Origin of the sequence: Variovorax sucrosi (assembly GCF_051216635.1) — a bacterium.
Taxonomy (GTDB): domain Bacteria; phylum Pseudomonadota; class Gammaproteobacteria; order Burkholderiales; family Burkholderiaceae_C; genus Variovorax.
In genome coordinates this window covers 16,582-42,519 of the sequence record NZ_JBPJZU010000008.1, presented here as the reverse complement: position 1 = coordinate 42,519, position 25,938 = coordinate 16,582, and the positions used below count along the sequence as shown (strand labels likewise).

Annotated in this window: 26 protein-coding genes; 10 read left to right on the top strand and 16 right to left on the bottom strand. The window is 66.1% G+C overall.

Annotated features, from left to right (window positions below; all coding sequences use genetic code 11):
• Positions 1–7 precede the first annotated feature (7 nt).
• The 5 genes from ACSFBE_RS16465 to ACSFBE_RS16445 are packed head-to-tail and all read right to left on the bottom strand — an operon-like array spanning position 8 to position 5,528.
• Positions 8–1,279, bottom strand: coding sequence for an acyl-CoA dehydrogenase family protein (locus ACSFBE_RS16465; RefSeq protein ID WP_435491485.1), 1,272 nt, complete (start codon positions 1,277–1,279; stop codon positions 8–10).
• A gap of 51 nt (positions 1,280–1,330) precedes the next feature.
• Positions 1,331–2,419 carry a phosphotransferase gene (locus ACSFBE_RS16460; RefSeq protein ID WP_435491484.1) on the bottom strand — a complete coding sequence of 363 codons (1,089 nt, stop codon included), beginning with the start codon at positions 2,417–2,419 and terminating at the stop codon, positions 1,331–1,333.
• A gap of 16 nt (positions 2,420–2,435) precedes the next feature.
• Positions 2,436–3,155 (bottom strand): Crp/Fnr family transcriptional regulator, encoded by a 720-nt coding sequence (locus tag ACSFBE_RS16455; protein WP_435491483.1) that lies wholly within the window; start codon positions 3,153–3,155, stop codon positions 2,436–2,438.
• Between the two features lie 59 nt (positions 3,156–3,214).
• Complete coding sequence (locus ACSFBE_RS16450) at positions 3,215–3,994, bottom strand: oxepin-CoA hydrolase, alternative type (RefSeq protein WP_435491727.1); 780 nt, start codon at positions 3,992–3,994, stop codon at positions 3,215–3,217.
• 13 nt (positions 3,995–4,007) lie between these two features.
• A complete protein-coding gene (locus ACSFBE_RS16445; RefSeq protein ID WP_435491482.1) occupies positions 4,008–5,528 on the bottom strand; it encodes a 3-hydroxyacyl-CoA dehydrogenase in 1,521 nt (506 codons plus the stop codon).
• Between the two features lie 82 nt (positions 5,529–5,610).
• On the opposite strand from ACSFBE_RS16445, the gene ACSFBE_RS16440 reads away from it, so the two are divergent.
• A complete protein-coding gene (locus ACSFBE_RS16440) occupies positions 5,611–7,770 on the top strand; it encodes a type IV pilus assembly protein FimV (RefSeq protein WP_435491481.1) in 2,160 nt (719 codons plus the stop codon).
• Between the two features lie 49 nt (positions 7,771–7,819).
• Here ACSFBE_RS16440 and ACSFBE_RS16435 read toward each other — a convergent pair whose 3' ends face one another.
• The 3 genes from ACSFBE_RS16435 to lexA all read right to left on the bottom strand — a co-directional run bounded on the left by ACSFBE_RS16435 (position 7,820) and on the right by lexA (position 10,143).
• The gene (locus ACSFBE_RS16435; protein ID WP_435491480.1) at positions 7,820–8,827 is read right to left on the bottom strand and encodes a D-2-hydroxyacid dehydrogenase family protein; all 1,008 of its coding nucleotides are present in this window, start codon (positions 8,825–8,827) and stop codon (positions 7,820–7,822) included.
• A 164-nt stretch (positions 8,828–8,991) separates the two neighbouring features.
• Positions 8,992–9,357 carry a hypothetical protein gene (locus tag ACSFBE_RS16430; protein WP_435491479.1) on the bottom strand — a complete coding sequence of 122 codons (366 nt, stop codon included), beginning with the start codon at positions 9,355–9,357 and terminating at the stop codon, positions 8,992–8,994.
• Between the two features lie 111 nt (positions 9,358–9,468).
• Positions 9,469–10,143 carry a transcriptional repressor LexA gene (gene lexA / locus ACSFBE_RS16425; RefSeq protein ID WP_435491478.1) on the bottom strand — a complete coding sequence of 225 codons (675 nt, stop codon included), beginning with the start codon at positions 10,141–10,143 and terminating at the stop codon, positions 9,469–9,471.
• Positions 10,144–10,214: 71 nt separating this feature from the next.
• Between lexA and ACSFBE_RS16420 the strand changes: the two genes are divergently transcribed.
• The 3 genes from ACSFBE_RS16420 to ACSFBE_RS16410 are packed head-to-tail and all read left to right on the top strand — an operon-like array spanning position 10,215 to position 12,123.
• The gene (locus tag ACSFBE_RS16420; RefSeq protein WP_435491477.1) at positions 10,215–11,213 is read left to right on the top strand and encodes an asparaginase; all 999 of its coding nucleotides are present in this window, start codon (positions 10,215–10,217) and stop codon (positions 11,211–11,213) included.
• A gap of 5 nt (positions 11,214–11,218) precedes the next feature.
• The gene (locus ACSFBE_RS16415; RefSeq protein WP_435491476.1) at positions 11,219–11,635 is read left to right on the top strand and encodes a hypothetical protein; all 417 of its coding nucleotides are present in this window, start codon (positions 11,219–11,221) and stop codon (positions 11,633–11,635) included.
• Positions 11,636–11,649: 14 nt separating this feature from the next.
• Entirely contained in the window at positions 11,650–12,123 is a 474-nt protein-coding gene (locus tag ACSFBE_RS16410; RefSeq protein WP_435491475.1) for a DUF6152 family protein, read from the top strand.
• Positions 12,124–12,138: 15 nt separating this feature from the next.
• Here the strand turns inward: ACSFBE_RS16410 and adk are convergent, their stop codons facing one another.
• The 6 genes from adk to ACSFBE_RS16380 form a co-directional block, all read right to left on the bottom strand.
• The gene (adk, locus tag ACSFBE_RS16405) at positions 12,139–12,795 is read right to left on the bottom strand and encodes an adenylate kinase (protein WP_435491474.1); all 657 of its coding nucleotides are present in this window, start codon (positions 12,793–12,795) and stop codon (positions 12,139–12,141) included.
• A 122-nt stretch (positions 12,796–12,917) separates the two neighbouring features.
• Positions 12,918–13,682, bottom strand: coding sequence for a 3-deoxy-manno-octulosonate cytidylyltransferase (gene kdsB / locus ACSFBE_RS16400; protein WP_435491473.1), 765 nt, complete (start codon positions 13,680–13,682; stop codon positions 12,918–12,920).
• A gap of 52 nt (positions 13,683–13,734) precedes the next feature.
• Complete coding sequence (locus ACSFBE_RS16395; RefSeq protein ID WP_435491472.1) at positions 13,735–13,917, bottom strand: Trm112 family protein; 183 nt, start codon at positions 13,915–13,917, stop codon at positions 13,735–13,737.
• Complete coding sequence (gene lpxK, locus ACSFBE_RS16390) at positions 13,898–14,878, bottom strand: tetraacyldisaccharide 4'-kinase (RefSeq protein ID WP_435491471.1); 981 nt, start codon at positions 14,876–14,878, stop codon at positions 13,898–13,900. The genes ACSFBE_RS16395 and lpxK overlap by 20 nt, the downstream gene beginning before the upstream one ends.
• Position 14,879: 1 nt before the next feature.
• Positions 14,880–15,302, bottom strand: a complete 423-nt coding sequence (locus ACSFBE_RS16385) for an ExbD/TolR family protein (protein WP_435491726.1) — start codon at positions 15,300–15,302, stop codon at positions 14,880–14,882.
• A 22-nt stretch (positions 15,303–15,324) separates the two neighbouring features.
• Complete coding sequence (locus ACSFBE_RS16380; RefSeq protein WP_435491470.1) at positions 15,325–15,957, bottom strand: MotA/TolQ/ExbB proton channel family protein; 633 nt, start codon at positions 15,955–15,957, stop codon at positions 15,325–15,327.
• A 311-nt stretch (positions 15,958–16,268) separates the two neighbouring features.
• Here ACSFBE_RS16380 and xseA point away from each other — a divergent pair, with 311 nt between their 5' ends.
• Both xseA and ACSFBE_RS16370 read left to right on the top strand, forming a co-directional pair.
• Positions 16,269–17,579 carry an exodeoxyribonuclease VII large subunit gene (gene xseA / locus ACSFBE_RS16375; protein WP_435491469.1) on the top strand — a complete coding sequence of 437 codons (1,311 nt, stop codon included), beginning with the start codon at positions 16,269–16,271 and terminating at the stop codon, positions 17,577–17,579.
• A 47-nt stretch (positions 17,580–17,626) separates the two neighbouring features.
• Positions 17,627–18,208 carry a superoxide dismutase gene (locus tag ACSFBE_RS16370; protein WP_435491468.1) on the top strand — a complete coding sequence of 194 codons (582 nt, stop codon included), beginning with the start codon at positions 17,627–17,629 and terminating at the stop codon, positions 18,206–18,208.
• A gap of 72 nt (positions 18,209–18,280) precedes the next feature.
• Here ACSFBE_RS16370 and ACSFBE_RS16365 read toward each other — a convergent pair whose 3' ends face one another.
• Together ACSFBE_RS16365 and ACSFBE_RS16360 are read right to left on the bottom strand one after the other, a co-directional pair.
• Complete coding sequence (locus tag ACSFBE_RS16365; protein ID WP_435491467.1) at positions 18,281–18,730, bottom strand: DUF192 domain-containing protein; 450 nt, start codon at positions 18,728–18,730, stop codon at positions 18,281–18,283.
• Between the two features lie 136 nt (positions 18,731–18,866).
• On the bottom strand, positions 18,867–19,184 hold the full coding sequence (locus ACSFBE_RS16360; protein ID WP_435491466.1) for a cell envelope biogenesis protein TolA: 318 nt from the start codon (positions 19,182–19,184) through the stop codon (positions 18,867–18,869).
• Between the two features lie 187 nt (positions 19,185–19,371).
• Here ACSFBE_RS16360 and icd point away from each other — a divergent pair, with 187 nt between their 5' ends.
• From icd to clpA, 4 genes are all read left to right on the top strand, one after another.
• Complete coding sequence (gene icd, locus ACSFBE_RS16355; RefSeq protein WP_435491465.1) at positions 19,372–20,631, top strand: NADP-dependent isocitrate dehydrogenase; 1,260 nt, start codon at positions 19,372–19,374, stop codon at positions 20,629–20,631.
• 104 nt (positions 20,632–20,735) lie between these two features.
• The gene (locus ACSFBE_RS16350) at positions 20,736–22,967 is read left to right on the top strand and encodes an NADP-dependent isocitrate dehydrogenase (protein WP_435491464.1); all 2,232 of its coding nucleotides are present in this window, start codon (positions 20,736–20,738) and stop codon (positions 22,965–22,967) included.
• Positions 22,968–23,158: 191 nt separating this feature from the next.
• Positions 23,159–23,518, top strand: coding sequence for an ATP-dependent Clp protease adapter ClpS (gene clpS / locus ACSFBE_RS16345; RefSeq protein ID WP_435491463.1), 360 nt, complete (start codon positions 23,159–23,161; stop codon positions 23,516–23,518).
• A 54-nt stretch (positions 23,519–23,572) separates the two neighbouring features.
• Positions 23,573–25,894, top strand: a complete 2,322-nt coding sequence (gene clpA / locus ACSFBE_RS16340) for an ATP-dependent Clp protease ATP-binding subunit ClpA (protein ID WP_435491462.1) — start codon at positions 23,573–23,575, stop codon at positions 25,892–25,894.
• Positions 25,895–25,938 lie beyond the last annotated feature (44 nt).

Sequence of the window (25,938 nt, the reverse complement as noted above, 5' to 3'; positions counted from 1 at the left end):
CGCGCGCTCAGAAGCGCGTGACGGGCGCTTCGATGTCCTTCTTGTCGACCGCGTAGCGACCGAGCTCCCACTTGGCGATCGCGTTGCGGTGCACTTCGTCCGGGCCATCGGCGAAACGCAGCGTGCGCGCATGCGCATAGGCGAAGGCGAGCGGGAAGTCGTCGCACATGCCGCCGCCGCCGTGCACCTGCATGGCCCAGTCGATCACCTGGCAGGCCATGCTCGGCGCGACCACCTTGATCATCGCGATCTCGTTCTTGGCGACCTTGTTGCCGGCCACGTCCATCAGCCACGCGGCCTTGAGCGTGAGCAGGCGCGCCATGTCGATCTTGCAGCGCGCCTCGGCGATGCGCTCCTGCGTCACGGTCTGCGAAGCCACCGTCTTGCCGAAGGCCACGCGCGAGGAGGCGCGTCGGCACATCAGCTCGAGCGCGCGCTCGGCCAGGCCGATCAGGCGCATGCAGTGGTGGATGCGTCCCGGGCCGAGGCGGCCCTGGGCGATCTCGAAGCCGCGCCCCTCGCCGAGCAGCATGTTGTCGACGGGCACGCGCACGTTCTCGAAGGTCATCTCGACATGGCCGTGTGGCGCATCGTCGTAGCCCATCACATTGAGTGGGCGCAACACCGTGATGCCCTTGGCATTCGCTGGCACGATCACCATGCTCTGCTGTGAATGCCGTGGCGCTTCGGGATTGGTCTTGCCCATGGTGATGAAGACCGCGCAGCGCGGATCGGCAGCGCCGGAGATCCACCATTTGCGGCCGTTGATGACGTAGTCGTTGCCGTCCCGCTCGATGCGGGTCGCCACGTTGGTTGCGTCGCTCGACGCGACGTCGGGTTCGGTCATGGCGAAGGCCGAGCGGATCTCGCCTTCGAGCAGCGGCTTGAGCCAGCGCGCCTTGATCTGTTCCGAGCCGTAGCGGGCGATGGTCTCCATGTTGCCGGTGTCCGGCGCCGAGCAGTTGAAGACCTCGCTGGCCCATGGCACGCGGCCCATGATCTCGGCCAGGGGTGCGTACTCCTGGTTGGTGAGGCCCGCGCCTTCGTAGCCCGAGGCGGAGGCGCTGTCGACCGGCAGGAACAGGTTCCACAGGCCGTCGGCCTTGGCCTTCGCCTTGAGCTTTTCGATGGTCTGCAGCGGGGTCCAGCGCTTGCCGGCCGTGGTGTTGGCAGCGAGTTCGGCGACGCAGGCCGCTTCGTTCGGATAGATGTGTGCGTCCATGAAGGCGCTGACGCGCGCTTGCAAGGCTTTGGTCTTGGCCGAATATTCGAAGTCCATAGTGTCTCCTAGGGTGAGAGTCGATCGTCTGGCGGTGCGAAGTGCGGAGGCTCAGGCCTTCTGTGCGAAGGCCCAGGCCATCTCCGCCATGGGCCGCGCGCCGCGGCCCGATGCCACCGCCTGTTCGCTCGATGCGGTGCCAGCCTCGACCCGCTTCGCGATGCCCTGCAGGATGGCGGCAATGCGAAACAGGTTGTAGGCAAGGTAGAAATTCCAGTCGGGTGCCAGCGCCTCGGGCGTGGTGATGCCGGTGCGTTCGCAGTAGCGGCGGATGTACTCGGCCTCGGTCGGGATGCCGAGGCTCGCGACGTCGACGCCGCCCAGCCCGCGGAAGGCGCCCGGCGGGATGTGCCAGGCCATGCAGTGGTAGCTGAAGTCGGCCAGCGGATGCCCGAGCGTCGACAGTTCCCAGTCGAGCACGGCGATGGCGCGTGGTTCGGTGGGGTGGAACATCACGTTGTCGAGCCGGTAGTCGCCATGCACGATCGAGGTCATCGACGCGTCGCGCGCGGTGGCCGGAATGTGTGCCGGCAGCCAGTCCATCAGGCGGTCCATCTCGGGGATTGGCTGCGTGACCGACGCCACGTACTGCTTGCTCCAACGGCCGACCTGGCGCTCAAAGTAGTTGCCGGGCTTGCCGTAATCGGCCAGCCCGCGCTCGGCGAACTTCACCGTGTGCAGGGCGGCGATGACGCGGTTGAGTTCGTCGTAGATCGCTGCGCGTTCGGCCTTCTCCATGCCGGGCAGGGACTGGTCCCACAGCACGCGGCCGCTCTTGAATTCCATCACGTAGAAGGCGCGACCGATGACGGATTCGTCCTCGCACAGGCACAGCATGCGCGGCACCGGCACGTCGCTGCCCTCCAACCCTTGCATTACCTTGAACTCGCGCTCCACCGCATGCGCCGAGGGCAGCAGCTTGGCCACCGGCCCTGGCTTGGCGCGCATCACGTAGCTCTGGCCGGGTGTGATGAGCTTGTAGGTCGGGTTCGACTGCCCGCCCTTGAACATTTCGACCGTCAGCGGACCCTGGAAGCCTTCGAGGTTCGCGTCGAGCCAAGCAGCCAGCGCACCGGCGTCGAAGCTGTGTTGCGGCGCGACAGCGCGCGTCCCGATGAAGCTGCTGAAGTCCTGGGTCATGGGGCGCAACGAAAGGTTAGAGGTCGGCCTCCGCGATGCGCATCAGCCCGGCACGGTCGAGCACGACCAAGCCGCCCGGTTCGATGCGCAGCACGTTCTCGCGCTCCATCGCCTTGAGCTCCTGATTGACCCGCTGGCGCGACGCGCCGAGCAGTTGCGCGAGCTCTTCCTGCGCCAGATGCAGGCCGATGCGCATCTGGCTGCCGTCGGCCAGGCTGGGTACGCCGTAGCTGCGCACCAGGTGCGTCAGCTGCTTGGCGAGCCGGGCCCGCAAGGGGAGGGTGTTGAGGTCCTCGACCAGGCCGAACAGCTGGCGGATGCGACGCGCTTGCAGACGCATCAGCGCTTCGTACAGCTCCACGTGCGTGGCGAGGATCTTGTGGAAGTCGGCACGCGCCACGTTGAGCGTGGTGGTGTCGCCGTGCGCATACGCATCGTGCGTGCGACGGTCGCCGTCGAACATCGCCACGTCGCCGAACCAGATGCCGGGCTCCACGTAGGTCAGCGTCACCTGCTTGCCCGACACCGTCGTCGAGCTCACGCGCACGGCGCCCTTGGCGCACGCGATCCATCCTTCGGGCGGGTCGCCGCGGGCGGCCAAGAGGTCGCCGTCCTTGTGACGTCTGACAAATGCGCATCGGAGGATGTCGTGCCGCAGCGAGGGTGAAAGGGATGAGAACCAGCGACCGCTGTTGATCGCTTCGCGTTCGTCGATGGTAAGAATGGGCTCGTCCATGGGGCTGTCCTGTCGGCGACTGAGGGGCTGCAAAGGTGTCTCGGGAGCGACGCGTGGCGTCACTCGTAGCGCGGCGTTTCTTTCGCGAGGAAGGCCGCGATGCCGATGCCCGCATTGGCGTGATGGAGGTTGCGCACGAAGTGGTCGCGCTCCTGCGCAAGATGCGCCGACAGCGTCGCGCTCCGTGCTTCGTTGAGCAGTTCCTTCATGCTGGCGATCGCGTTCGGCGCCTTGGCATCGAGGCGCGCAGCGAGGCGCAACGCGGTCGACAGCGCCTGGCCGTTGTCGGCCAACTCATTGACGATGCCGGCGGCATGCAGCCGTGTTGCGGCAATGCGCTCGCCGCCCATCAGCCACTCCGTCGCCAGTTGGCGCGGGAGCGCCTGCGCCAGATGCCAGCTCATGCCGCCGTCCGGCGACAGCCCGACGTTGACGTACGACGCAGCGAAGACCGCGTCGCGCGCCGCCACGACCAGGTCGCAGGCCAGGGTGAGCGAAAAGCCCGCCCCAGCGGCCGCGCCTTCGACCGCCGCGATCACCGGCTTGGGAAAGGTGCGGATCGAGTCGATCCAGTTGTGGAGGCCTTCGATGGACTCGACCTGTACCGACGGCGACTGCTGGCGGTTGGCCTGCAGTCGCTGCAGCGAACCACCGGCGCAGAACCATGCGCCTTCGCCGACGATCACGACGCTGCGGATCTCGCTGCTGTTCTCCGCACCGTTGAGCGCCTCGATGCCGGCGGCGTAGATCGCGGGGTCGAGCGCGTTGCGCAGGGAGGGGTTGCAGATGGTCAGCACCATCGTGCTGCCTTCGGTCGTGCTTCGGAGTTCGGCGGTCATGGTCGTCTCGTTTTCATTCTTCTTCATGCATCAGGCTCAGGCCCAGTGCGCCGCGGCGGCGCAGCCACGGGCTCGGGCGGTAGCGCGGGTCGCCATACACGGTCTGGAGGTTGAACAGCACCTCGAGCATGTTGGTCGGGCCGTACAGGTCGCCCATCGCGAGCGGACCTTGAGGGTAGCCCAGGCCGAGGCGCACGGCGGTCTCGAGGTCGGCCGGCGAACACACGCGCTGCTGGCACATGTCGGCCGCGATGTTGACGATGGTGCCGATGACGCGTTGCGTGACGAAGCCGCCGCTGTCGCGGACCACGCTCACCGCCTTGCCGTCGCTGGCGAAGAGGGCGTGCGCAGCATCGCGCATGTCGCGCCGCGTGGCCGGGTTGGTGGCCAGCACGCGGCGCTTGGTGGCGGCATCGTCGATCATCATGTCGATGCCGACGGTGCGCGTCGCATCCAGGCGCTCGACGGCCGCGACCGTCGTCACGTCGAAGCCCAGCGGGGCGACCAGAATTAGCGCGGTGGGCGAGGGCACCGCACCGGCGTCGATCTGCGCGCCGAGCGTGTGGATCAGCTTCAGCAGCTCGGCACGGCGCGCGGCGCGCGGCGACACCCATACGCTGATCGGCCCGTCCAGGCGCGGCGCCGGCGCTTCGGGCGTGGTCTGCGCGACGCCGTCGACGTAGCGGTAGAAGCCTTCGCCGGTCTTGCGGCCCAGCGCGCCCGCGACCAGCCGCTGCGCGGTGATCACGCTCGGCCGGTAGCGCGGCTCTTCGTAGTACTGGCGGTAGATCGACTCCATCACCGGATGCGACACGTCGAGCGCGGTCAGGTCCATCAGCTCGAAGGGGCCGAGGCGGAAGCCGGCCTGGTCCTTCAGGATGCGGTCGATGGTGGCGAAATCGGCCACGCCTTCGCCGACGATGCGCAGCGCTTCCGTGCCGAAACCGCGGCCCGCATGGTTGACGATGAAGCCGGGCGTGTCCTGCGCCTGGACGGCGCTGTGGCCCATCTGGCGCGCGTAGCCGGCCAGCCGCTCGCACACCGCCGGGGCGGTCTTGAAGCCGGCGACGACCTCGACCACCTTCATGAGCGGCACGGGGTTGAAGAAGTGGAAGCCGGCCAGTCGTTCCGGGTGCGCCATGCCGGCCGCAATCGCCGTGACGGACAGCGACGAGGTGTTGGTTGCGAGCGTCGCCTCGGTGCCAACAATGCCCTCCAGCTCGCGGAACAGCGTACGCTTGACCTGAATGTCCTCCACCACGGCTTCGACCACCAGATTGCAACCCGCGAGCTCGGTCAGCGCGTCGACGGCGACGAGCCGCCCCGACCATGCCTGCAGTTGCGCCGCGTCGAACTTGCCTTTCTCGTGGAGCTTCTGCCATTGGGCGAGCACGGCGTCACGCCCGCGCACCGCAGCGCCGTCGAAGCTGTCGAACAGCAGCACGTCGCTGCCTGCCTGGGCTGCGATCTGGGCGATGCCTCGGCCCATGGCGCCTGCACCCACCACCGCCATCTTTGAAAAATTCACAGTCATTTGTTAAATGTTCGGGTATGTAAAAAGCCAGATAACAATCGTGTCAGAATGTGTTTACTTTAGATTGCCTTTCCGGTCCATCTTGCAACTTCTTCGTCGCACGACGCCCCTGTTTTTACTCGGCTTCGCCATCCCTGCGGCCGCGCTGACGCTCGGACCGCCGCAAGGGGCGGTCTGGATCGGGCGGCCGCTCGACCTGATCGTGCCTGTGACCCTTGCAGACGGCGAGGGCGGTGAGTCGCTGTGTGCCGAAGCGGAGGTGATGCAGGGGAACGCGCGCGTCGACGACAGGCGCGTGACGGTATCGCTCGAGCCCGGCACCCGGCCTGGCCAGACCCGGATGCATGTGCGCTCGACCGTCGCGGTCGAGGAGCCGGTTATCCAGATCACCGTGCGCGCGGGTTGCCAAGCCAGCTCGACGCGCCAGTTCGTGCTCTTCGCCGACATGCCGGTCGAACCTGCATCGCCGCCGGTGCTGCCCGGCCTGCCGCGCGCCGTGCCATCGGCGTCGTCCGTTGGCGCCCCTGTGGCTGCGGAGCGCCGTGCGGCACCGCGCACCAGGGTGGGTGGCTCCGCGGCAGCGCCGACCACCAGCGCTCCGGCGGCGCGTGCCGCGGCATCACGACCCGCCGCCGCACCCCGGGCACCCGCCGCGTCGACGCCGGCGCCCGCATCGCCGGCGAGCAGCGGGCCGCGTCTGCAGCTCGATGCGCTCGATCCGGCCGCGGTGCGCAATCCGGCCATTGCCGCCTCCGGCGCTCTGGCCAACCCGGAAGCGGCAGCGGCGGCCGCGGCCGCGCTGGCCGCCCGTGCCGCCGCCAACACCGAAGAGCTTCAGCGCGCCAATGACCGCATGAAGGCGCTCGAGGCCACATTGGCTTCCCTGCGCGAGCAGAGCGCGCAGAACCAGCGACTGCTGATGGAGATGCGCAGCGAACTGGCCGACGCCCGCGACAGCCGCTACCGCAACCCGCTGGTCTACGTCTTGTGCCTGTTGCTGCTGCTGACGCTGATCGGCCTCGTGCTGCTCTGGCGTGTCGCGCGTCGAGCCAGCGGTCCGGCGTGGTGGGGCGACGCCGGGGTGAAGGACGACGCCATGGCCCGGCCGCCGCCGGCACCCGTGGGCGGCGGCATGCCCTTCGCCGGTGGCTCTGCCGCGCTCAAGACCGGTCCGTTCGGTACGCCTTTTGTCGGCATCGACGAGGGCAACGAGGGCAACGAGGGCAACGAGGCGGCTGAAACGCTGCCGCCGCTGACGGAAGACGACAGCACGCCGACCCGCTACGTGAACACCGAGGAACTGTTCGACGTGCAGCAGCAATCGGACTTCTTCGTCTCACTCGGTCAGCACGACCAGGCGATCGCGGTGCTGAGCGAACACATCGCTGACAACCCGGAGACGAGTGCGCTGGCCTACCTCGACCTGCTGCGCATCTACCACTCGCTGGACCGGCGTGATGACTATGCGCGCGTCGGCCAGGAATTTGAACGCGCCTTCAACGCATCCGTTCCGGACTTCGACCATTTTTCGGAAGTCGGCCGCGGCCTCGAACACTACCCATCGACGCTGGCCCGCATCGAGGCGCAATGGCCCCGGACCGGCACGCTGGGGCTCATCGAGGAACTGGTGTTCCGCAAGCCCGAGCTGCAGGGTGACGAGAGTTTCGACCTGGCGGCCTACCGCGAATTGCTGCTGCTGTATTCGGTGGCCAAGGAAGTGATCGACCCCGACAGCGCACCACCGACTCCGATCACACCGTTGTCATTCCTCGATACGCGCGACGCCAAGCTCGAACCGACGCAGCCCCTGCCGTTGGATCATCCGGCCGAATCGGGCGCCCGGCCCGAGGATCACAACGCGCCCGATGCGCCGCTGCCCTCGCTGTACGGTGCCATCGACGAGACACTGGCGCACGACACTGTCATCGCCGCCCACCCGGGCGCCGTCAATGCCAATGCCAATGCCAACGCGACCGCATCGTCGTCGAACGATGACCCGCGTGCGAGGGCCGTGCCGCGGCCAGAAGCGCGCGAGCGTGCTGGCGAAGACGACGCACTGTCTTTCGACAACACGTCGCTCGAGACCTTGGAAACCCTGCCGGGAGAGCTGGAGCCGGAGAAGCGCTTCACCGCCTCGCCCACGACCGAGGAAATGCCGCTGCCGGACCTCAGGCTCGATCTGGAGTTGTTCGACCCGACCATCGAAGCCGAGATCGCGCCCAGGCCGCGGCGCCGGCGCTGAACGAAGCGGTTGAGACGGCGCGCCGCCGCAGGCCGCGGCCGCACCCTCCTCAGCGGCGAACCTGCAGCGCCCCCGGGTTCACGATGTTGGTGGGATTCCCTTTGACGAAGCTCACCACGTTGTCGAAGGCCTGGCCGAAATACTGCTCGTAGCTGTCCTGCTCGACGTAACCGATGTGCGGCGTGCAGATGCAGTTCTCCAGCCGCAGCAGCGCGTGGCCTTGCAAGGGGGGCTCGCTCTCGAAGACATCCACCGCCGCCATCCCGGGGCGGCCGCGGTTCAGCGACGCGAGCAGCGCGTCCGGCTCGACCAGTTCGGCCCGCGAGGTGTTGACGAACAGCGCCGTCGGCTTCATTCGCGAGAGGTCCTCCAGGGTGACGATGCCACGCGTGCTGTCGTTCATCCGCAGGTGCACGCTCAGCACGTCGGCCGCGCTGAAGAATGCCTCGCGACTGGGCGCCACCTGGAAACCATCCGAACGCGCGAGGTCGCGGCTCTGCTCGCGGCCCCAGATCACCACCTGCATCCCGAAGGCCTGGCCGTAGCGCGCGACCAGCTGCCCGATACGGCCGTAGCCCCAGATGCAGAGCGTCTTGCCCTTGAGCACCGAGCCCAGGCCGAAATTCGGCGGCATCGATGCCGACTTGAGGCCGGATTGTTGCCAGGCGCCGTGTTTGAGGTTGCTGATGTACTGCGGCAGACGGCGCATCGCCGCCATGATCAGCGCCCAGGTCAGCTCGGCCGGTGCGAGCGGCGAGCCGCTGCCTTCGGCCACTGCCACGCCTTGCTCGGTGCAGGCGGTGACGTCGATGTGATTGCCGACCCGGCCGGTCTGGGAGATCAGCTTGAGCTTGGGCAGCTTCTCGACCAGCTGGCGGGAAATCTGGGTGCGCTCGCGGATCAGAACGATCACGTCGGCGTCTTTCAAGCGCACCGACAGCTGGCCGATGCCCTTGACGGTATTGGTGTAGACCTTCGCCGCGTAGGCATCGAGTTTGGCGGCGCACTGCAGTTTGCGTACCGCGTCCTGGTAGTCGTCGAGGATCACAATGTTCATGGCGTGCCATTGTGCCTCGCGTCACAGCGAGCTCGTACTCCGGGGTGGTGCGAACCCGTGCAGCGACGACCGAAGCCACGAATGCACGTCGGCGTCGGGCGGCCGCACGCGAGCGACGAGCGGGTCGGGCGCGCTCTGCACCCGGCAGTGCGTACTGCGTACCGTCAGTGCAGCGGACGCGTACCGCGAACGGTGTCGGCCGCTTCGAGCGCTGCCAGACGGTCGAGCTCAGCGCAGACATCGGCCATGCGACCGGAGATCACGACACGACCCGCCCGGCGGCCCGGTTGGTGCGCATCTACCGTGCGGACCACGCGCAGCGCGCGCGTGACAGCCGAATTTTGCGCGAGCCCCTCCAGCGGCGTCACGGCACGCTGCCCGCACGCAGGCCGCACGGCCACATAGCGCAGGTCGGCTTGAAGGTCGAGCCCGGTGCGGCTGCGCCGGGTGCGGCGCTCGGGGAGCCAGCGGCTGGCCAGCGATTGCAGCGGGGTGAGCAGATCGACGAAAGTGAGCAAAGCGATTCCCATGCGAACTCCAGAGTCAGAGGTTGAACACAGGCAGGATTGCTTGTTGGGGCTGCGTCAGGGTGATGGCCTCAATGCCATACGCCCGCCACCTGTCGAAGCCCGTGCGATGCACTACATCAGCATGGTGTTGCGGATCAGCCCGACGGCCAGGCCTTCGATCTCGAAGGGCTCGCCCGGTTGAACCACGATGGTCGGATAGTCGGGGTTTTCGGCATGCAGCTCGATCACTTGCTTGTGGCGCTTGAGGCGCTTGACGGTGACCTCGTCACCCAGGCGTGCCACCACGATCTGGCCGTTGCGCGCTTCCTTGGTGGCTTGGACGGCGAGCAAGTCGCCGTCCATGATGCCGGCGTCGCGCATCGACATGCCACGCACCTTGAGCAGGTAGTCCGGCTGGTGCTGAAACAAGGTGTTTTCGACGTAGTAGGTCTGGTCGACGTGCTCTTGCGCCAGGATCGGCGAACCCGCGGCCACACGGCCGATGAGTGGCAGCGCCAGCTGTGCCATGCCCGGCAGCGACAACGAGAACTGGTTGTCGCGCGATTCGTTGAGCGAGCGCAGGGCATCGCCCTTGAGGCGGATGCCGCGGGAGGTGCCGCTGAGCAGTTCGATCGCGCCCTTGCGAGCCAGCGCCTGCAGATGTTCTTCAGCGGCGTTCGCCGACTTGAAACCCAGTTCGGCCGCGATCTCGGCACGCGTCGGCGGCGCACCGGTCTGCGCAATGGTGCTGCGGATCAAGTCCAGAATTTGCTGCTGACGGGCGGTAAGCTTGACTGCGAACTGCATGTGAAACTCCTTGGCACTGGTTGCATATCCAGTAGCTGTATTTTTAAACAGTTTTACGGCTTTGGCAAGACATGGCGAACAAAAGTTTGGAGACAGGACGTCGCGTGCTGGTGCTCGGCACCGGTGGGACGATCGCCGGGCGCGCGCTTTCCGAGGCCGACAACATCGGCTACATCGCCGGCGAGGTCGGGGTGGATGTGCTGCTGCAGGGGCTTGGGCTGCCGGCCGGTCTGCGGATCACGGCCGAGCAGGTGGCGCAACTCGACAGCAAGGACATGGCCTTCGAGGTCTGGCAGCAGCTGGCCGTCCGTTGCGCCGAGGCCCTGATGTCCGAGGACATCGACGGCATCGTGATCACGCATGGCACCGACACACTGGAAGAGACCGCGTTCTTCCTCGATTCGGTGTTGGCACCCGTCAAGCCGGTGGTGCTCACCTGCGCCATGCGGCCCGCGAGTGCGCTGTCGCCCGACGGTCCGCAGAATCTGCGCGATGCGATCAGCCTGGCCGGTGAGCCTCGTGCTCGAGGGGTCATCGTGGTGTGTGCCGGCACCGTGCACCGTGCGGCCGATGTGCAGAAAATCCACACCTACCGAACCGATGCCTTTGATTCCGGGGACGCCGGCCCGCTGGGTTACATGGAGGAGGGCGCCCTGCGTTTGCTGCGCCCGTGGCCCGAGGCGGGGGATGCCGCGACGAGCCGGCTCGCGCAGGTTGCGGCGACGCCGGCCTTTCTTTGGCCACGCGTCGAGATCCTGACGAGCCATGCCGGCGCGCAGGGCCTGCTCGTCGACGCGCTGGTGCAGGCGCGGCACGATGGCGCCGCCCATGCGGTCGACGGTCTCGTGCTGGCGGCCACGGGCAACGGTAGCTTGCACCATGCGGTCGAAGCGGCCGCCTTGCGCGCGCAGGCCGCAGGCATCGCGGTACTTCGCGCGACCCGGTGTGCCCAGGGGCGGATCTTGCGCCCCGCCGCGCCCGAGCCGGCGCTTCGCGATGCCGGATCGCTGTCACCGGTGAAGGCGCGCATCGTGCTCATGCTGGAACTGCTGGCGGCGCGCGCGCGCTGAGGCGCATGTTCGGCGCGCTGCAGTCGCACCCCTGGGCCTACCCGGCGCTGGAGGCGCTGCATGTGATCGGCATCGCCTTGTTGCTGGGCAACCTGGTGGCGCTGGAGTTGCGCGTGTTCGGCCGCGCGGCGCAGCTCCCGGTGGTGCCCCTGGCGCGGCTGTCGCTGACGATTGCGCTCACCGGCTTCGCGGTGGCGGCCTCGACCGGGCTGCTCATGTTCGCCACGCAGCCGGCCGAACTTCTCGCCAACCGCGCGTTTTTGTGGAAGATGGGACTGCTCGTCGCGGCCGGTTGCAATGCCGCGTGCTTCCATGCCCGCGGCTCTCTGTCCAAACTCGATACGACGGCGCGGGTACAGATGTTGATGTCCACTGCGCTCTGGTTGGCCGTCGTCTTCTGCGGCCGCTGGATCGCCTATTGATCGAAGGAGCCCCGATGCACCGTCGCCACTTTCTCGCCGCCGCCGCCGCATCGCCATGGGCGTTGTCCCCGGCCTGGGCACACCACGGCTGGAGCAGCTTCGACCAGGAGCGCCCGATCTACCTCGAGGGCCAGGTACTGCGCTCGCGTTGGCAGAACCCGCACGCAGAGTTGGTGATCGAGGTGCCCGCCGGGTTGAAGGTGCCGGCCGATCTCGGCAAGCGGCCGGTGCCCGCGCAGAGCGCCAGCATCGACGGTGCCGCCTTGCTGGCCAGGGCCACGACGCCCAAGCGCGCCGATCGCCAGTGGGAACTCGAGCTTGCGCCGTTGACGCGCATGTCGGCCTGGAAAGTGGCGGAAATCAAGCCCGGCACGAAGGTCTCGGCCGTGGGCTTCACCTTCATCGGCGAACAGGGCGACGCGGTGATGCGGGTCGAATACCTGTTCGTGGACGGCCAAGCCTACGGGCTCCGATCGAGCCCGGCCTGAGCGCTACGCGCCGCTTCAGCTGCTCAAGGCGGCCAGGGCACGCTGGGTGATTTCGTCGACCGTGCCGACGCCGCTGATCGCCCGGTATTTCGGTGCCAGGCCCGGCTCGGCCTTGGCCCAGGCGGCGTAGTAGTCGACCAGCGGACGGGTCTGCTGGCTGTACACGTCGAGGCGCTTGCGCACTGTCTCTTCCTTGTCGTCCTCGCGCTGCACCAGTTCTTCACCGGTGAGGTCGTCCTTGCCGTCGACCTTCGGCGGATTGAACTTGACGTGGTAGATCCGGCCGGACGCCGGATGCGAGCGTCGTCCGCTCATGCGTTCGATGATATCGGCGAAGGGCACGTCGATCTCGAGCACATAGTCGAGTTTGACGCCCGCGGCGCGCATGGCGTCGGCCTGGGGAAGGGTGCGCGGGAAGCCGTCGAAGAGAAAGCCGCTGGCGCAGTCGGGCAGCGCCAGTCGTTCCTTGACGAGGTTGATGATCAGGTCGTCGCTGACCAGCGCGCCCGAGGCCATCACCGCCTTCGCTTCCAGGCCCAGCGGCGTGCCTGCCTTGACGGCGGCGCGCAGCATGTCGCCGGTCGAGATTTGCGGGATGTTGTACTTCTTGCAGATGAATGCGGCTTGCGTGCCTTTGCCTGCCCCGGGGGCGCCCAACAAAATCAGTCTCATGGTGTCCTCGGACGGTTCTTAGATTTCTGTCGCGCCGGGCCGGCCACGAGGGCAAGGGGCAGGGCGGAGTTGCATCGAGGATAGCATGCGCATCCTGGAAGAAAATGCGGTGGCGGACGGCTTCAGCGGCCTTCGAACAGCGCCCGCACGCGCGCGAGGTCGTCGGGCGTGTCGACACCCGGCCCCGGGCTGTGCTCGCTCACGTGCACCGCGATGCGGAAGCCGTGCCACAGCGCCCGCAACTGCTCGAGGGCCTCGGTGGCTTCGATGGGCGCGGGTGTCAGTGTCGGGAACTGCCGGATGAAACCGGCGCGGTAGCCATAGATGCCGATATGCCGAAGCGGTGCCGGGGCAGAGGGGACTGCGGGGCCGTCCGCGGCCACCGGCCCGTCGCGCCACCACGGAATGGGCGCGCGGCTGAAGTACAGCGCGTGTCCGCGCGCATCGAGCACCACCTTCACCACGTTCGGGTTGCCGAACTCGGCCGCGGACTCGATGGGGTGCGCCGCGGTGCTCATTGCGGCGTCCTGCTGCTTCGCCAGGGCGGTTGCCACCGCATCGATCAGGGTGGGATCGATGAGGGGCTCGTCGCCTTGCACATTCACCACGATGGCGTCGTCGGGCAGCGCCAGCAGTGTGCAGGCTTCTGCCAGCCGATCGCTGCCGCTGGGGTGGTCGGTGCGCGTCAGGAGCGCCTCGACGCCGTGCGCGGTGCATGCATCGACGATGCGGCGGTGGTCCGCCGCGACGACGACGCGGACGGCGCCCGAGTCCCGCGCGCGCTGCGCCACCCGCACGACCATCGGCAGGCCGCCGATGTCCGCCAGCGGCTTGTCGGGCAGCCGGGTGGACGCCAGCCGGGCCGGAATCAGAACGGTGAAAGGCATTGGCATGAGGCGAGGGTGCGGAGGCGCACGGCGATGCTGCGGGGCAGCCGGTTCAAAGGCCGAGTTCGTCGTCCGAAAGGATTCGCGCCTCGTTCTCCAGCAGCACCGGAATGCCGTCGCGGACCGGATAGGCCAGGCGGGCGCTGCGCGAGACCAGCTCCTTTTTCTCGGCGTCCCAGGTCAACGGGCCCTTGGTTACGGGGCAGACGAGCAGTTCAAGAAGCTTGGTGTCCATCGAGCGATGATAGCTTTGCATCGAGCGCCGCCAGGAACGCCGGCGCCGGTGTGAAACGCAAGGGGACGGCCAGCGCGTCGGGCTGCCGGTGCCAGAGTTTCAACGCGTCCTTCTCGGTGCACAGCACCGTTGCTTCATCGCTCGGAACCAGCGTCCAGTCCTCGAAGTCGTGGTGGTCGGGCAGGGCGACGCAGCGGCCCGGTTCGAGCCCCGCGGCGCGCAGCATCTCGAAAAAACTCTCTGGCCTGGCGATGCCCGCGACGGCGATCAGCCGGCGGCCGGTCAACTGCTTCAACGGCACGCGGCTGCCATCGACGGTGATCGCCACGTCGGCGAGGGCGCGGTGCGCCGTGTAGCCGGCGAAGGCCGGCCGGGCGCCGGTATGAAGCACCAGGTCGCAGCGCCGCGGCCAGGCTTCCCGTAGCGGCCCGGCCGGCAGCAGCCAGCCGTTGCCGATGCCGCGGTCGTCGAACACGCAGATCTCGACATCGCGCGCCAACCCGAGATGCTGCAGGCCGTCGTCGCTGAGGATCACGCGCACCTCGGGATGGGCCGCGCGCAGCGCCCGGGCCGCGTCGATGCGGCGCCGCGCCACGAACACCGGAGCGCCGGTCGACCGGTGCACCAGCGCCGGTTCGTCACCCACATCGCGCGGGTCACTGGTGCCGAGCACCGCACGGCAGTCGGCAGTGCGTCGACCGTAGCCGCGCGAGATCACGCCGACCGGCATGCCGCGTTGGCGAAGATGCTCGACGATGGCCATCACCACCGGTGTCTTGCCAGCGCCGCCGGCCACAACGTTGCCCACCACCACCACCGGCACACCGGCCTGCTCGGTGCGCAGCCAACCGGCTCGGTACAGGGCACGGCGCAGCGCCGCCAGCGCGCCGAACAGCTGCGACAACGGCCACAGCAGCCGCGCGATCACGCCACGTTCGAGCCAGATGCGCTGCAGCGGCAACTCAGCGCCCCGCCTGCGCGGCGGATTGCGTGGCGAACGTGATCTGCACCATGCCGGCCCGGCGCGCGGCCTCCATCACGGTGATCACCGCCTGGTGCGCGGCACTGGCATCGGCGCTGATGATCACCACGCTGTCCTTGGTGCCACCCGCCGCCGTGAGCGCAGCGGCGACCGTTTCGACGCTGCGGTCCGGCAGGGCCGTCTTGTTGATCGAGTAGCGGCCGTCGGCCGAGACGGCGACGATCACTTCCTTCGGATAGTCACGCTGCGGTTCGGCGTCGGCGACCGGCAGGCGCAACTGCATCTCAGTGAACTTGCTGTAGGTCGTCGACAGCATCAGGAAGATCAGCACGACCAGCAGCACGTCGATGAACGGGATCAGGTTGATTTCCGGCTCGTCGCGCGCGCCGTGGCGGAAGTGCATGCGGCCGGGCTTCATCGCGGGCTCACTTTCGCAGCGCGTTGAGGTGCCGTGCGAATCGCTCGCCCGCCAGCTCGAGGTTCAGCAGGTATTCATCGACCCGCGTGCGGAAGTAGCGCCAGAAGATCAACGTCGGAATGGCGACGATCAGCCCGAAGGCGGTGTTGTAAAGCGCGATCGAGATCCCATGCGCCAGTTGCGCCGGATTGCCCGAGCCCACGGCACCGCCCGCTGGAGACTGCGAACCGAAGATTTCGATCATGCCGATCACGGTGCCCAGCAGGCCGAGCAGGGGCGCGGCCGAGGCGATGGTGGCCAGCGCCGGGAGCCAGCGCTCCAGCCGGTGCGCCACGGTGCGACCGGACGCTTCCATGGCGGCGCGGACGTCCTCCTCGGCACAGCGGGGGTTCGCATTCAGCGCCCGGAAGCCGGCAGCGAGCACTTCGCCCAGCGCGGAGTTCTTCTCCAGCTTGGTCACGACGTCGGGCCCGGGGACGGCATTGCGCGACACGTTGATGGCTTCGTCGAGCAGCTTGGGTGGGAGGATTCGCGCGGTCTTCAAGCTGGTGAAGCGCTCGATCACCAGGGCCAAGGCCAGGACCGAACAGGCGAGCAGCGGCCAGATCGGCCAGCCCGCAGCAACTATGATGGAAAACAAGAAATCCTCCGGCCGATGGATTGCAAATGCGCGGCGATTATCACCGAGCGCAGCCTGCGAAAACCGCCATGATGCGCTGTAGGCAACGACGCACAGATTCTGTGGATAACTTTGTGATTAACCGGGTTGGCAACTTGCGCCGACCCGCATGAACAGGGCGTCGCGTTAGGACGATCGAATTTTGAGCACCGAATTTCCCAATCAAATCAAGAGCTTGCACCACAAGCTGGGCCTTTCTGACCCGAATGGTAGAAGGTGCAGCATGCACCACGGTGGTTGTGGAAGAGTGAGCCTGCCGAACGCGCCGCGCCATGGTTGACCGCGACGCCTCGATGGCTGTGCGTTCGCGCACCTGGGAGGTCGGCGCGCTGTGCCACGCGGTGGCCGATGCGCTCGATGCGCGCTTCAATCCTGTCACTGTGCGCGGCGAGATTTCCGGCTTCTCGCGGGCCGCCAGCGGCCATTGCTACTTCGCGCTGAAGGATGCCAATGGGCAGCTGCGCTGCGCGATGTTCCGCCGCGCGGCCAGCCTGATGGACTTTGCACCGCGCGACGGTGATCAGGTCGAGGTGCGCGGCCGGCTGGCCGTGTACGAGCCACGCGGCGACCTGCAGTTGGTGGTCGAAAGCCTGGCGCGGGCCGGCCAGGGAGCGCTGTTCGAGCAGTTCCTGCAGCGCAAGGCAAAGCTGGAAGCCGAGGGGCTGTTCGACCCCGCACGCAAGCGACCGCTGCCGACCATGCCGCGCCGCCTGGGCTTGGTCACCTCGCTCGGTGCTGCGGCGCTGCACGACGTGGCGACGGCACTGCATCGTCGCGTGCCGCACATTCCGGTGGTGCTCGCGCCAGCTGCGGTGCAGGGCGCCGGCGCACCAGCGGAACTGGTGCAGGCATTGCAGTCGCTCTGGGCGTTGTCGCCACCGGTCGATGTCATCGTGCTGGTGCGCGGCGGCGGTTCGATCGAGGACCTCTGGGCCTTCAATGATGAAACCCTGGCGCGGGCCATCGTACGCAGCCCGGTGCCGGTGATCTGCGGCGTGGGCCACGAGACGGACTTCACTATCGCCGATTTCTGCGCCGACCTGCGCGCCCCCACACCCACAGCTGCGGCGGAGCTGGTTTCGGCGCCCCGGGACGTCTGGCTCGGTGCGTTGGACCTGATGGCCGAGAAATTGAAGGACGCGGTCGAAGCGCGGCTCGACCTGCTCGGCCAACGGCTCGACCTCGCGGCTGGCCGTCTCGGCAGGCCGTCGTCGGCGGTGCTGCGCCAACATCTGCGGCTGGCGCGTGAGGCGCAGCGCCTGCGCTATGCCGTCGCGTCGCAACAGGAGCGGCTTGCGCACCGCGCACGAAGCGCGCACCAAGGCTGGCCTGCGCTCTGGCAGGGCGGGCTGCGTCAGCATCGCGATCGGCTCGATCGGCTCGACGCGCGCCTGCGCCTGCTCGACCCCGCCCAGGTCCTGCAGCGTGGCTACGCGTGGCTGGTGGATGCACAAGGTCGCGCGGTGACCCGCACTGCACAGGCCAGCGCCGGGGACATGTTGAGCGCACGCCTGGCCGACGGCGTCGTAGACCTGAACGTGCTTGCGGTGCGTTCGCGGCATGCACCGACGCAGGGCCACTGAATCCTTTCTAGAATCCTTCATCCGCAACCAACCCACGAGTAAAAAACATGGAACATGTCCTTCCTCCTCTCCCGTACGCCATCGACGCCCTGGCGCCCGAATACTCGAAAGAGACGCTCGAGTACCACTACGGCAAGCACCACAATGCGTATGTGGTGAACCTGAACAACCTTCAGAAGGGCACCGAGTTCGAAAGCATGACGCTCGAGGAGATCGTCAAGAAGTCCAGCGGCGGCATCTACAACAACTCGGCCCAGATCTGGAATCACACCTTCTTCTGGAGCTGCATGAAGCCGCAAGGTGGCGGCGCACCGACGGGTGAATTGGCCAAGGCGATCGATGCCAAGTGGGGCAGCTACGACGCTTTCAAGGAAGCCTTCGTGAAGTCGGCCGTGGGCAACTTCGGCTCCGGCTGGACCTGGCTCGTGAAGAAGGCCGACGGCACGGTGGACATCGTGAACACCGGCGCTGCTGGCACGCCGCTGACCACCGCCGACAAGGCGCTGCTCACCGTCGACGTCTGGGAACACGCGTACTACATCGACTACCGCAACCTGCGCCCGAAGTTCGTGGAGACCTTCCTGGCCAAGTTGGTCAACTGGGACTTCGCCCAGAAGAACTTCGCTTAAGTCCGGGCTTCGACCTCAAGAGAGCCGGCCCCGCGCCGGCTTTTTTTCGTCTCGGCACCGCACAACGCAGCGTCAGCGCCTGGATTGGAAGGGCGGGCCGCTCAGCTTGGCGTTCTTCTTGATGTTCTTCTTGGCGAACCAGCCCTGGTTCATTTCCAGGACGAAGCGTACCGGCTCCTCGGAGCAATGCGACTCGAGCGTGAGTGGTTGCATGTCGACGATGTTGACGATGCGACCGTCGTCGGCCACGAACGCGGCCGACAGCGGCAGCAGCGTGTTCCTCATCCAGAAACACTGCGTCGACGGCTGCTCGAAGGCGAAAAGCATGCCTTCGGCCTGCGGCATCTCTTTGCGGAACATCAGGCCGAGCTGTTGCTGCCCGGGTGTCTGCGCGACCTGCGCATCGATCTGATACATGCCGGCGGACAACTTGACGCGAGGCAGATCCATCTGTGCCTCCTGCGAAAGTGCTGCAAAAGGCAAAAGGCACAGCGAGAGCAGGGCAATGGCGCGGGAAAACATGTTCGGTGAATTCGAATTCTGGAAAAAGGGAGATGAAAGGGTACCCAATTGGAGAGAGGCTTGCTGGCAGCTGCAGAGACTTGGACGCGGGCGAAAAAAAAGCGTTCCGAAGAACGCTTTTTTCGAGGTTGCCCAATTACTTGGGCGTGCCGCCTTGGGTCGACTTGGCCTTCACCGAGCCGTCCTTGTTGGTGCGGCGGGTGTCACGCGTTTCGGCGCGCTTTTCACCGGCGACGGCAGCCTTGTCGGTGCCGATGGCGCCGCCTTCGGGCACCTTGTTGATGTCGCCGCCCGCACCGGCCTTCACCTGGCCGGCCGGCTTGCTGGCCACCTTGGCTTCGGCGCGAGCCTGGGGCTTGGTGTTGGTTACAGGCGCTTTTTCAGCAGCGGGGGTCTGGGCGTAGGCGCCTGCAGCAAAAAGGCCGGCGATCAGGACTGCGAGAGCTTTGTTCATTTAGGAATTCCTCGAGGAGTTGAGTGATTACGCCTTCCGCCCAGCAGAAGGTCAGCAAACAACGAAGCCGCATCGACCGCGGTTGACACGGCTTTCGACTTGATTGCTTGCGTCTAAAATTCTAAGGCTATTAACGCAGGTTGACGCTCTTCAACCCTCAAATGTCACTTAGGAGCAACTGCACTCAATGTCGCGCTATCAGCACATCCAGGTTCCGTCCGCCGGCCAGAAGATCACCGTCAATACCGCCCATTCGCTCGATGTGCCGGATCAGCCGATCATTCCGTTCATCGAAGGCGACGGCATCGGGGTCGACATCACCCCCGTGATGCTCAACGTAGTCGATGCGGCGGTGGCCAAGAGCTATGGCGGTGCCAGGAAGATCCAATGGATGGAGGTCTACGCCGGAGAGAAGGCGACCCGTCTCTACGGCCCCGGCGTCTGGCTGCCCGATGAAACGGTGCAGGCGGTACGCGAGCACGTCGTGTCGATCAAGGGACCGTTGACGACGCCGGTGGGCGGGGGTATCCGCTCACTGAACGTGGCATTGCGTCAGGCGCTTGATCTGTACGTCTGCCTGCGACCGATCCAGTACTTCGATGGCGTGCCCAGCCCGGTCAAGGAGCCGCACAAGACCAACATGGTGCTGTTCCGCGAGAACTCTGAGGACATCTATGCGGGCATCGAGTTCGAAGCCGGGGGCGAGCAGGCCAAGCGTCTCATCGGCCTTCTTCAGAGCGAGTTCGGCGTCAAGAGCATCCGTTTCCCGGAAACCTCGGGCATCGGCATCAAGCCGGTGTCGCGCGAAGGCACCGAGCGCCTGATGCGCAAGGCGATCCAGTACGCGATCGACCATGACAAGCCCTCGGTGACGATCGTGCACAAGGGCAACATCATGAAGTTTACCGAGGGCGCCTTCCGCGACTGGGGCTATGGTCTCGCGGCGAAGGAGTTCGGTGGCGAACTCATCGACGGCGGCCCGTGGATGCGGGTGAAGAATCCCCGCACGGGCAAGTTCGTCACCGTGAAGGACCGCGTGGCCGACGCCTTCATGCAGCAGATCCTGATGCGCCCGGCCGAGTATTCGGTGGTGGCGACGCTCAATCTCAACGGCGACTACCTCTCCGACGCGCTGGCCGCGCAGGTCGGCGGCATCGGCATCGCGCCGGGCGCGAACCTGAGCGACACGGTGGCGATGTTCGAAGCCACCCACGGCACCGCGCCGAAATACGCCGGCAAGGACTACGTCAACCCGCTGTCGGAGATCCTCTCGGCCGAGATGATGCTGCGCCACATCGGCTGGAAGGAGGCCGCCGACCGGATCATCCAGTCGCTGCGCCAATCGATCCTCAGCAAGAAGGTCACCTACGACTTCGCACGCCTGATGGACGGCGCGACGCAGGTGAGCTGCTCGGGTTTCGGGCAGGTGATGATCGACAACATGTGACGCACGCCGTGCGAGCAGCGTACAGGCTGGCAAGCGGCGACAATAATCGACGATCCGGCGGGCGCCGGTGACCCAGACCCAATGACATCAAGGATGCAGGCCGCATGAGCAAACCAACCATCATCTACACGTTGACCGACGAAGCGCCGTTCCTGGCGACGCAGGCCTTTCTGCCGATCATCCGTACCTTCACGGCACCCGCCGGCATCGATGTGACGACCAGCGACATCTCCGTGGCCGCCCGCATCCTGGGCCAGTTCCCGGAATCGCTGACCGAGGCACAGCGCGTGCCCGACAACCTGGCCGAACTCGGCAAGCTCACGCTGCTGCCCGACACCAACATCATCAAGCTGCCGAACATCAGTGCGTCGGTGCACCAGCTGACGAGCGCCATCAAGGAACTGCAAGCACGCGGCTACAAGATTCCAGACTATCCGGAAGACCCGAAGACCGACGAGCAGAAGGCGATTCGCGCCCGTTACTCGAAGTGCTTGGGCAGCGCCGTGAACCCGGTGCTTCGCGAAGGCAATTCGGACCGCCGCGCTCCCAAGGCCGTCAAGGAATACGCCCGCAAGAATCCGCACAGCATGGGCGAGTGGAGCATGGCTTCGCGCAGCCACGTGGCGCACATGAAGCACGGCGATTTCTATCACGGCGAAAAGTCGATGACGCTGGACAAGGCACGCGACGTCAAGATGGAACTGGTCGGCAAGAGCGGCAAGGCCACCGTGCTCAAGGCGAAGGTGTCTCTGCTGGCCGGCGAGATCATCGACAGCATGTACATGAGCAAGAAGGCGCTGCTCGCGTTCTATGAGCACGAGATGGAAGACGCCCGTGCGACCGGCGTGATGTTCTCGCTGCACGTGAAGGCCACGATGATGAAGGTGTCGCACCCCATCGTCTTCGGCCACGCCGTGCGCGTGTTCTACAAGGAAGCCTTCGAGAAGCACGGCAAGCTGTTCGACGAACTCGGCGTGAACGTCAACAACGGCATGGTCGATCTGTACACCAAGATCGAGTCGCTGCCTTCGACCAAGAAGGAAGAGATCATCCGTGACCTGCACGCCTGCCACGAGCACCGCCCCGAGCTGGCGATGGTCGATTCGGCCAAGGGCATCACGAACCTGCACGCGCCCAACGACGTGATCGTCGACGCCTCGATGCCGGCCATGATCCGCATCGGCGGCAAGATGTGGGGCGCGGATGGCAAGCCGAAGGACACCAAGGCGGTCATCCCGGAAAGCACCTTCGCCCGCATCTACCAGGAGATCATCAACTTCTGCAAGACCAACGGCAACTTCGACCCGGTGACCATGGGCACGGTGCCGAACGTGGGGCTGATGGCCCAGCAGGCCGAGGAATACGGCTCGCACGACAAGACCTTCGAGGTCACCGAGGATGGCGTCGCCAACATCGTCGACCTCGCCACCGGCGAGGTGCTGCTGTCGCAGGACGTCGAAGCCGGCGACATCTGGCGCATGTGCCAGGTCAAGGACGCACCGATCCGCGACTGGGTCAAGCTGGCCGTGACCCGCGCCCGCAACTCGGGCATGCCGGCCCTGTTCTGGCTCGACCCGTACCGCCCGCACGAGGCGGAAATGATCAAGAAGGTGCAGACGTACCTCAAGGACCACGACACCCAGGGCCTGGACATCCAGATCATGTCGCAGGTGCGCGCCATGCGTTACACGCTGGAACGTGTCATCCGCGGCCTGGACACCATCTCGGTCACCGGCAACATCCTGCGCGACTACCTGACCGACCTGTTCCCGATCATGGAACTGGGCACCAGCGCCAAGATGCTGTCGATCGTCCCGCTGATGGCCGGCGGCGGCATGTACGAAACGGGTGCCGGCGGTTCTGCGCCCAAGCACGTCAAGCAACTCGTGGAAGAAAACCACCTGCGCTGGGATTCACTGGGCGAATTCCTGGCCCTGGCCGTGTCGCTGGAAGACCTGGGCCTCAAGACGAATAACGCGCAGGCCAAGATCCTGGCCAAGACGCTGGACACGGCCACCGGCAAGCTGCTGGACAACAACAAGAACCCGTCGCCCAAGACCGGCCAGTTGGACAACCGCGGCAGCCAGTTCTACCTGGCGATGTACTGGGCCCAGGAACTGGCGGCCCAGACCGAGGACAAGGCCCTGCAAGCGAAGTTCGCTCCGCTGGCCGAAGCGCTCGGCCGCGGCGAAAAGAAGATCGTCGATGAGCTGGCCGCGGTGCAGGGCCAGCCGGCCGACATCGGCGGCTACTACCTGGTGGACCCGAAGAAGTGCGAAGCCGTTATGCGGCCGAGTCCCACGCTGAACGCGGCGCTCCAGTCGGTCGCTGCCTAAGCACAGGCTGGCGCGGGCCGCACGGCGGTTCGCGAAAACACAACGCCCCGACGCCTTCCCGGCGGCCGGGGCTTTTTCTTGCGTGTAAAACTTGGCTAATACGTCTTTTCGGCCCCCTTGTTTTCTCCGTAACATGGCGCCAAATCTTCTGGCGTCGGCATGGCGCTTGCTCGCTCGATAGAATGAATTTCATGGCAACCCGAAACCCCTCGAAACCCGCCACACCGCCGGCTCAGAAGCCTGCGGGAGGCGACGGCGATTCGGTCGTCCTGGAGCGCCGTCCGCAAAAAACCGCACCGCCACAGATGTTTCAGGTGGTGATGCTGAACGACGACTACACCCCCATGGAGTTCGTGGTTGTCGTCATTCAGGAATTCTTCAACAAGGACCGCGAAACTGCGACGCAGATCATGTTGAAGATCCATCTCGACGGCCGGGGTGTCTGCGGGGTCTATTCCCGGGACATGGCCGCCACCAAGGTCAATCAGGTGATGGAGGCGGCCCACCAGGCGGGCCACCCGTTGCAGTGCGTCAGTGAACCGGTTGAATAAACCGTACTCTGACCCATCTGATCAGTTATTTACAGCAAGGCAGAAGGAAATCACATGATTGCCCAGGAACTGGAAGTCAGCTTGCACATGGCCTTCGTCGAGGCCAGGCAACAGCGCCACGAGTTCATCACGGTTGAGCACCTGTTGCTCGCTTTGCTGGACAACCCGAGCGCCGCAGAGGTTCTGCGCGCCTGCTCGGCCAACGTCGACGACCTCCGCGCGTCGCTGACGAATTTCATCAAGGACAACACCCCGCAAGTGGCGGGGACCGATGACGTCGACACCCAGCCGACGCTCGGTTTCCAGCGCGTGATCCAGCGCGCCATCATGCATGTGCAGTCCACCGGCAACGGCAAGAAGGAAGTGACCGGCGCCAACGTGCTGGTCGCGATCTTCGGCGAGAAGGATTCGCACGCGGTGTACTACCTCCACCAGCAAGGCGTGACCCGCCTCGACGTGGTGAACTTCATCGCGCACGGCATCAAGAAGAGCGACCCGCCGGAAGCCGCCAAGGGCAGCGCCGAATCGTCCTCGAACGAGGGCGAGGAGGGCGGTGGCGAGAAGAACGAAAAGGCGTCGCCGCTGGAGCAGTTCACCCAGAACCTCAACCAGATGGCCAAGGACGGGAAGATCGATCCGCTGATCGGCCGCGAGTACGAGGTCGAGCGCGTGATCCAGATCCTCTGCCGCCGGCGCAAGAACAACCCGCTGCTGGTCGGCGAGGCCGGCGTGGGCAAGACCGCCATCGCCGAGGGCCTGGCCTGGCGCATCACCCAGGGCGACGTGCCGGAAATCCTGGCCGAAGCCCAGGTGTACTCGCTCGACATGGGCGCGTTGCTCGCGGGCACAAAGTACCGCGGTGACTTCGAACAACGTCTCAAAGGCGTGCTCAAGTCGCTGAAGGACCGGCCCAATGCGGTGCTCTTCATCGACGAGATCCACACGCTGATCGGTGCCGGTGCGGCCTCTGGCGGCACGCTGGATGCGTCGAACCTGCTCAAGCCGGCGCTCTCGAGCGGCCAGCTCAAGTGCATCGGCGCCACCACGTTTACCGAGTACCGCGGCATCTTCGAGAAGGATGCGGCCCTGTCGCGTCGCTTCCAGAAGGTCGACGTGGTCGAGCCGACGGTGCAGGAAACCGTGGACATCCTGAAGGGCCTGAAGTCGCGCTTCGAGGAACACCACGGCGTCAAGTACGCCGTGGCCGCCCTGCAGGCCGCGGCCGAGCTGAGCGCCAAGTACATCAACGACCGTCACCTGCCCGACAAGGCAATCGACGTGATCGACGAGGCCGGCGCGGCCCAGCGCATCCTGGCGCCGAGCAAGCGCAAGAAGACGATCACCAAGGCCGAAGTCGAGGAAATCGTCGCGAAGATCGCGCGCATTCCCCCGGCCAATGTCTCGAACGACGACCGCGGCAAGCTGCAGACGCTGGAACGCGACCTGAAGAGCGTGGTGTTCGGCCAGGACAAGGCCCTCGAAGTGCTGGCGTCCGCGGTCAAGATGGCGCGTTCGGGTCTGGGCAAGGGCGACAAGCCGATCGGCTCCTTCCTGTTCAGCGGCCCCACCGGCGTCGGCAAGACCGAAGCGGCCAAGCAGCTCGCCTACATCATGGGCATCGAGCTGATCCGCTTCGACATGTCGGAGTACATGGAACGCCATGCCGTGAGCCGCCTGATCGGTGCGCCTCCGGGCTACGTTGGCTTCGACCAAGGCGGCCTGCTGACCGAAGCTGTCACGAAGAAGCCGCACTGCGTGCTGCTGCTCGACGAAATCGAGAAGGCGCACCCGGACATCTTCAACGTGCTGCTGCAGGTCATGGACCACGGCACGCTGACGGACAACAACGGACGCAAGGCCGACTTCCGCAACGTCATCATCATCATGACGACGAATGCGGGTGCCGAGACCATGAACAAGGCGACGATCGGCTTCACCAACCCGCGCGAATCGGGTGACGAGATGGCCGACATCAAGCGCCTGTTCACGCCGGAGTTCCGCAACCGTCTGGATGCGACCGTCAGCTTTAAGGCGCTGGACGAATCGATCATCCTTCGGGTGGTCGACAAGTTCCTGCTGCAGCTCGAGACGCAGCTGGCCGAAAAGAAGGTCGACGTCACTTTCACCGACGGCCTGCGCAAGCATCTGGCGAAGAAGGGTTTCGATCCGCTGATGGGTGCGCGGCCGATGCAGCGCCTGATCCAGGACACGATCCGTCGTGCACTGGCCGACGAACTGCTCTTCGGTCGCCTGCAGGACGGCGGTCGCCTGACCGTCGACCTCGACGACAAGGACGAAGTCCAGCTCGACATCCAGCCGCTGCCGAAGAAGGAAGGCAAGGCCAAGCCGGAAGCCGAGGAGGCGGCCGCAGGCTAAGCCCCGTGCGGACGGCCCCGGGCCGTTTCGCCATCAAAGGCCGG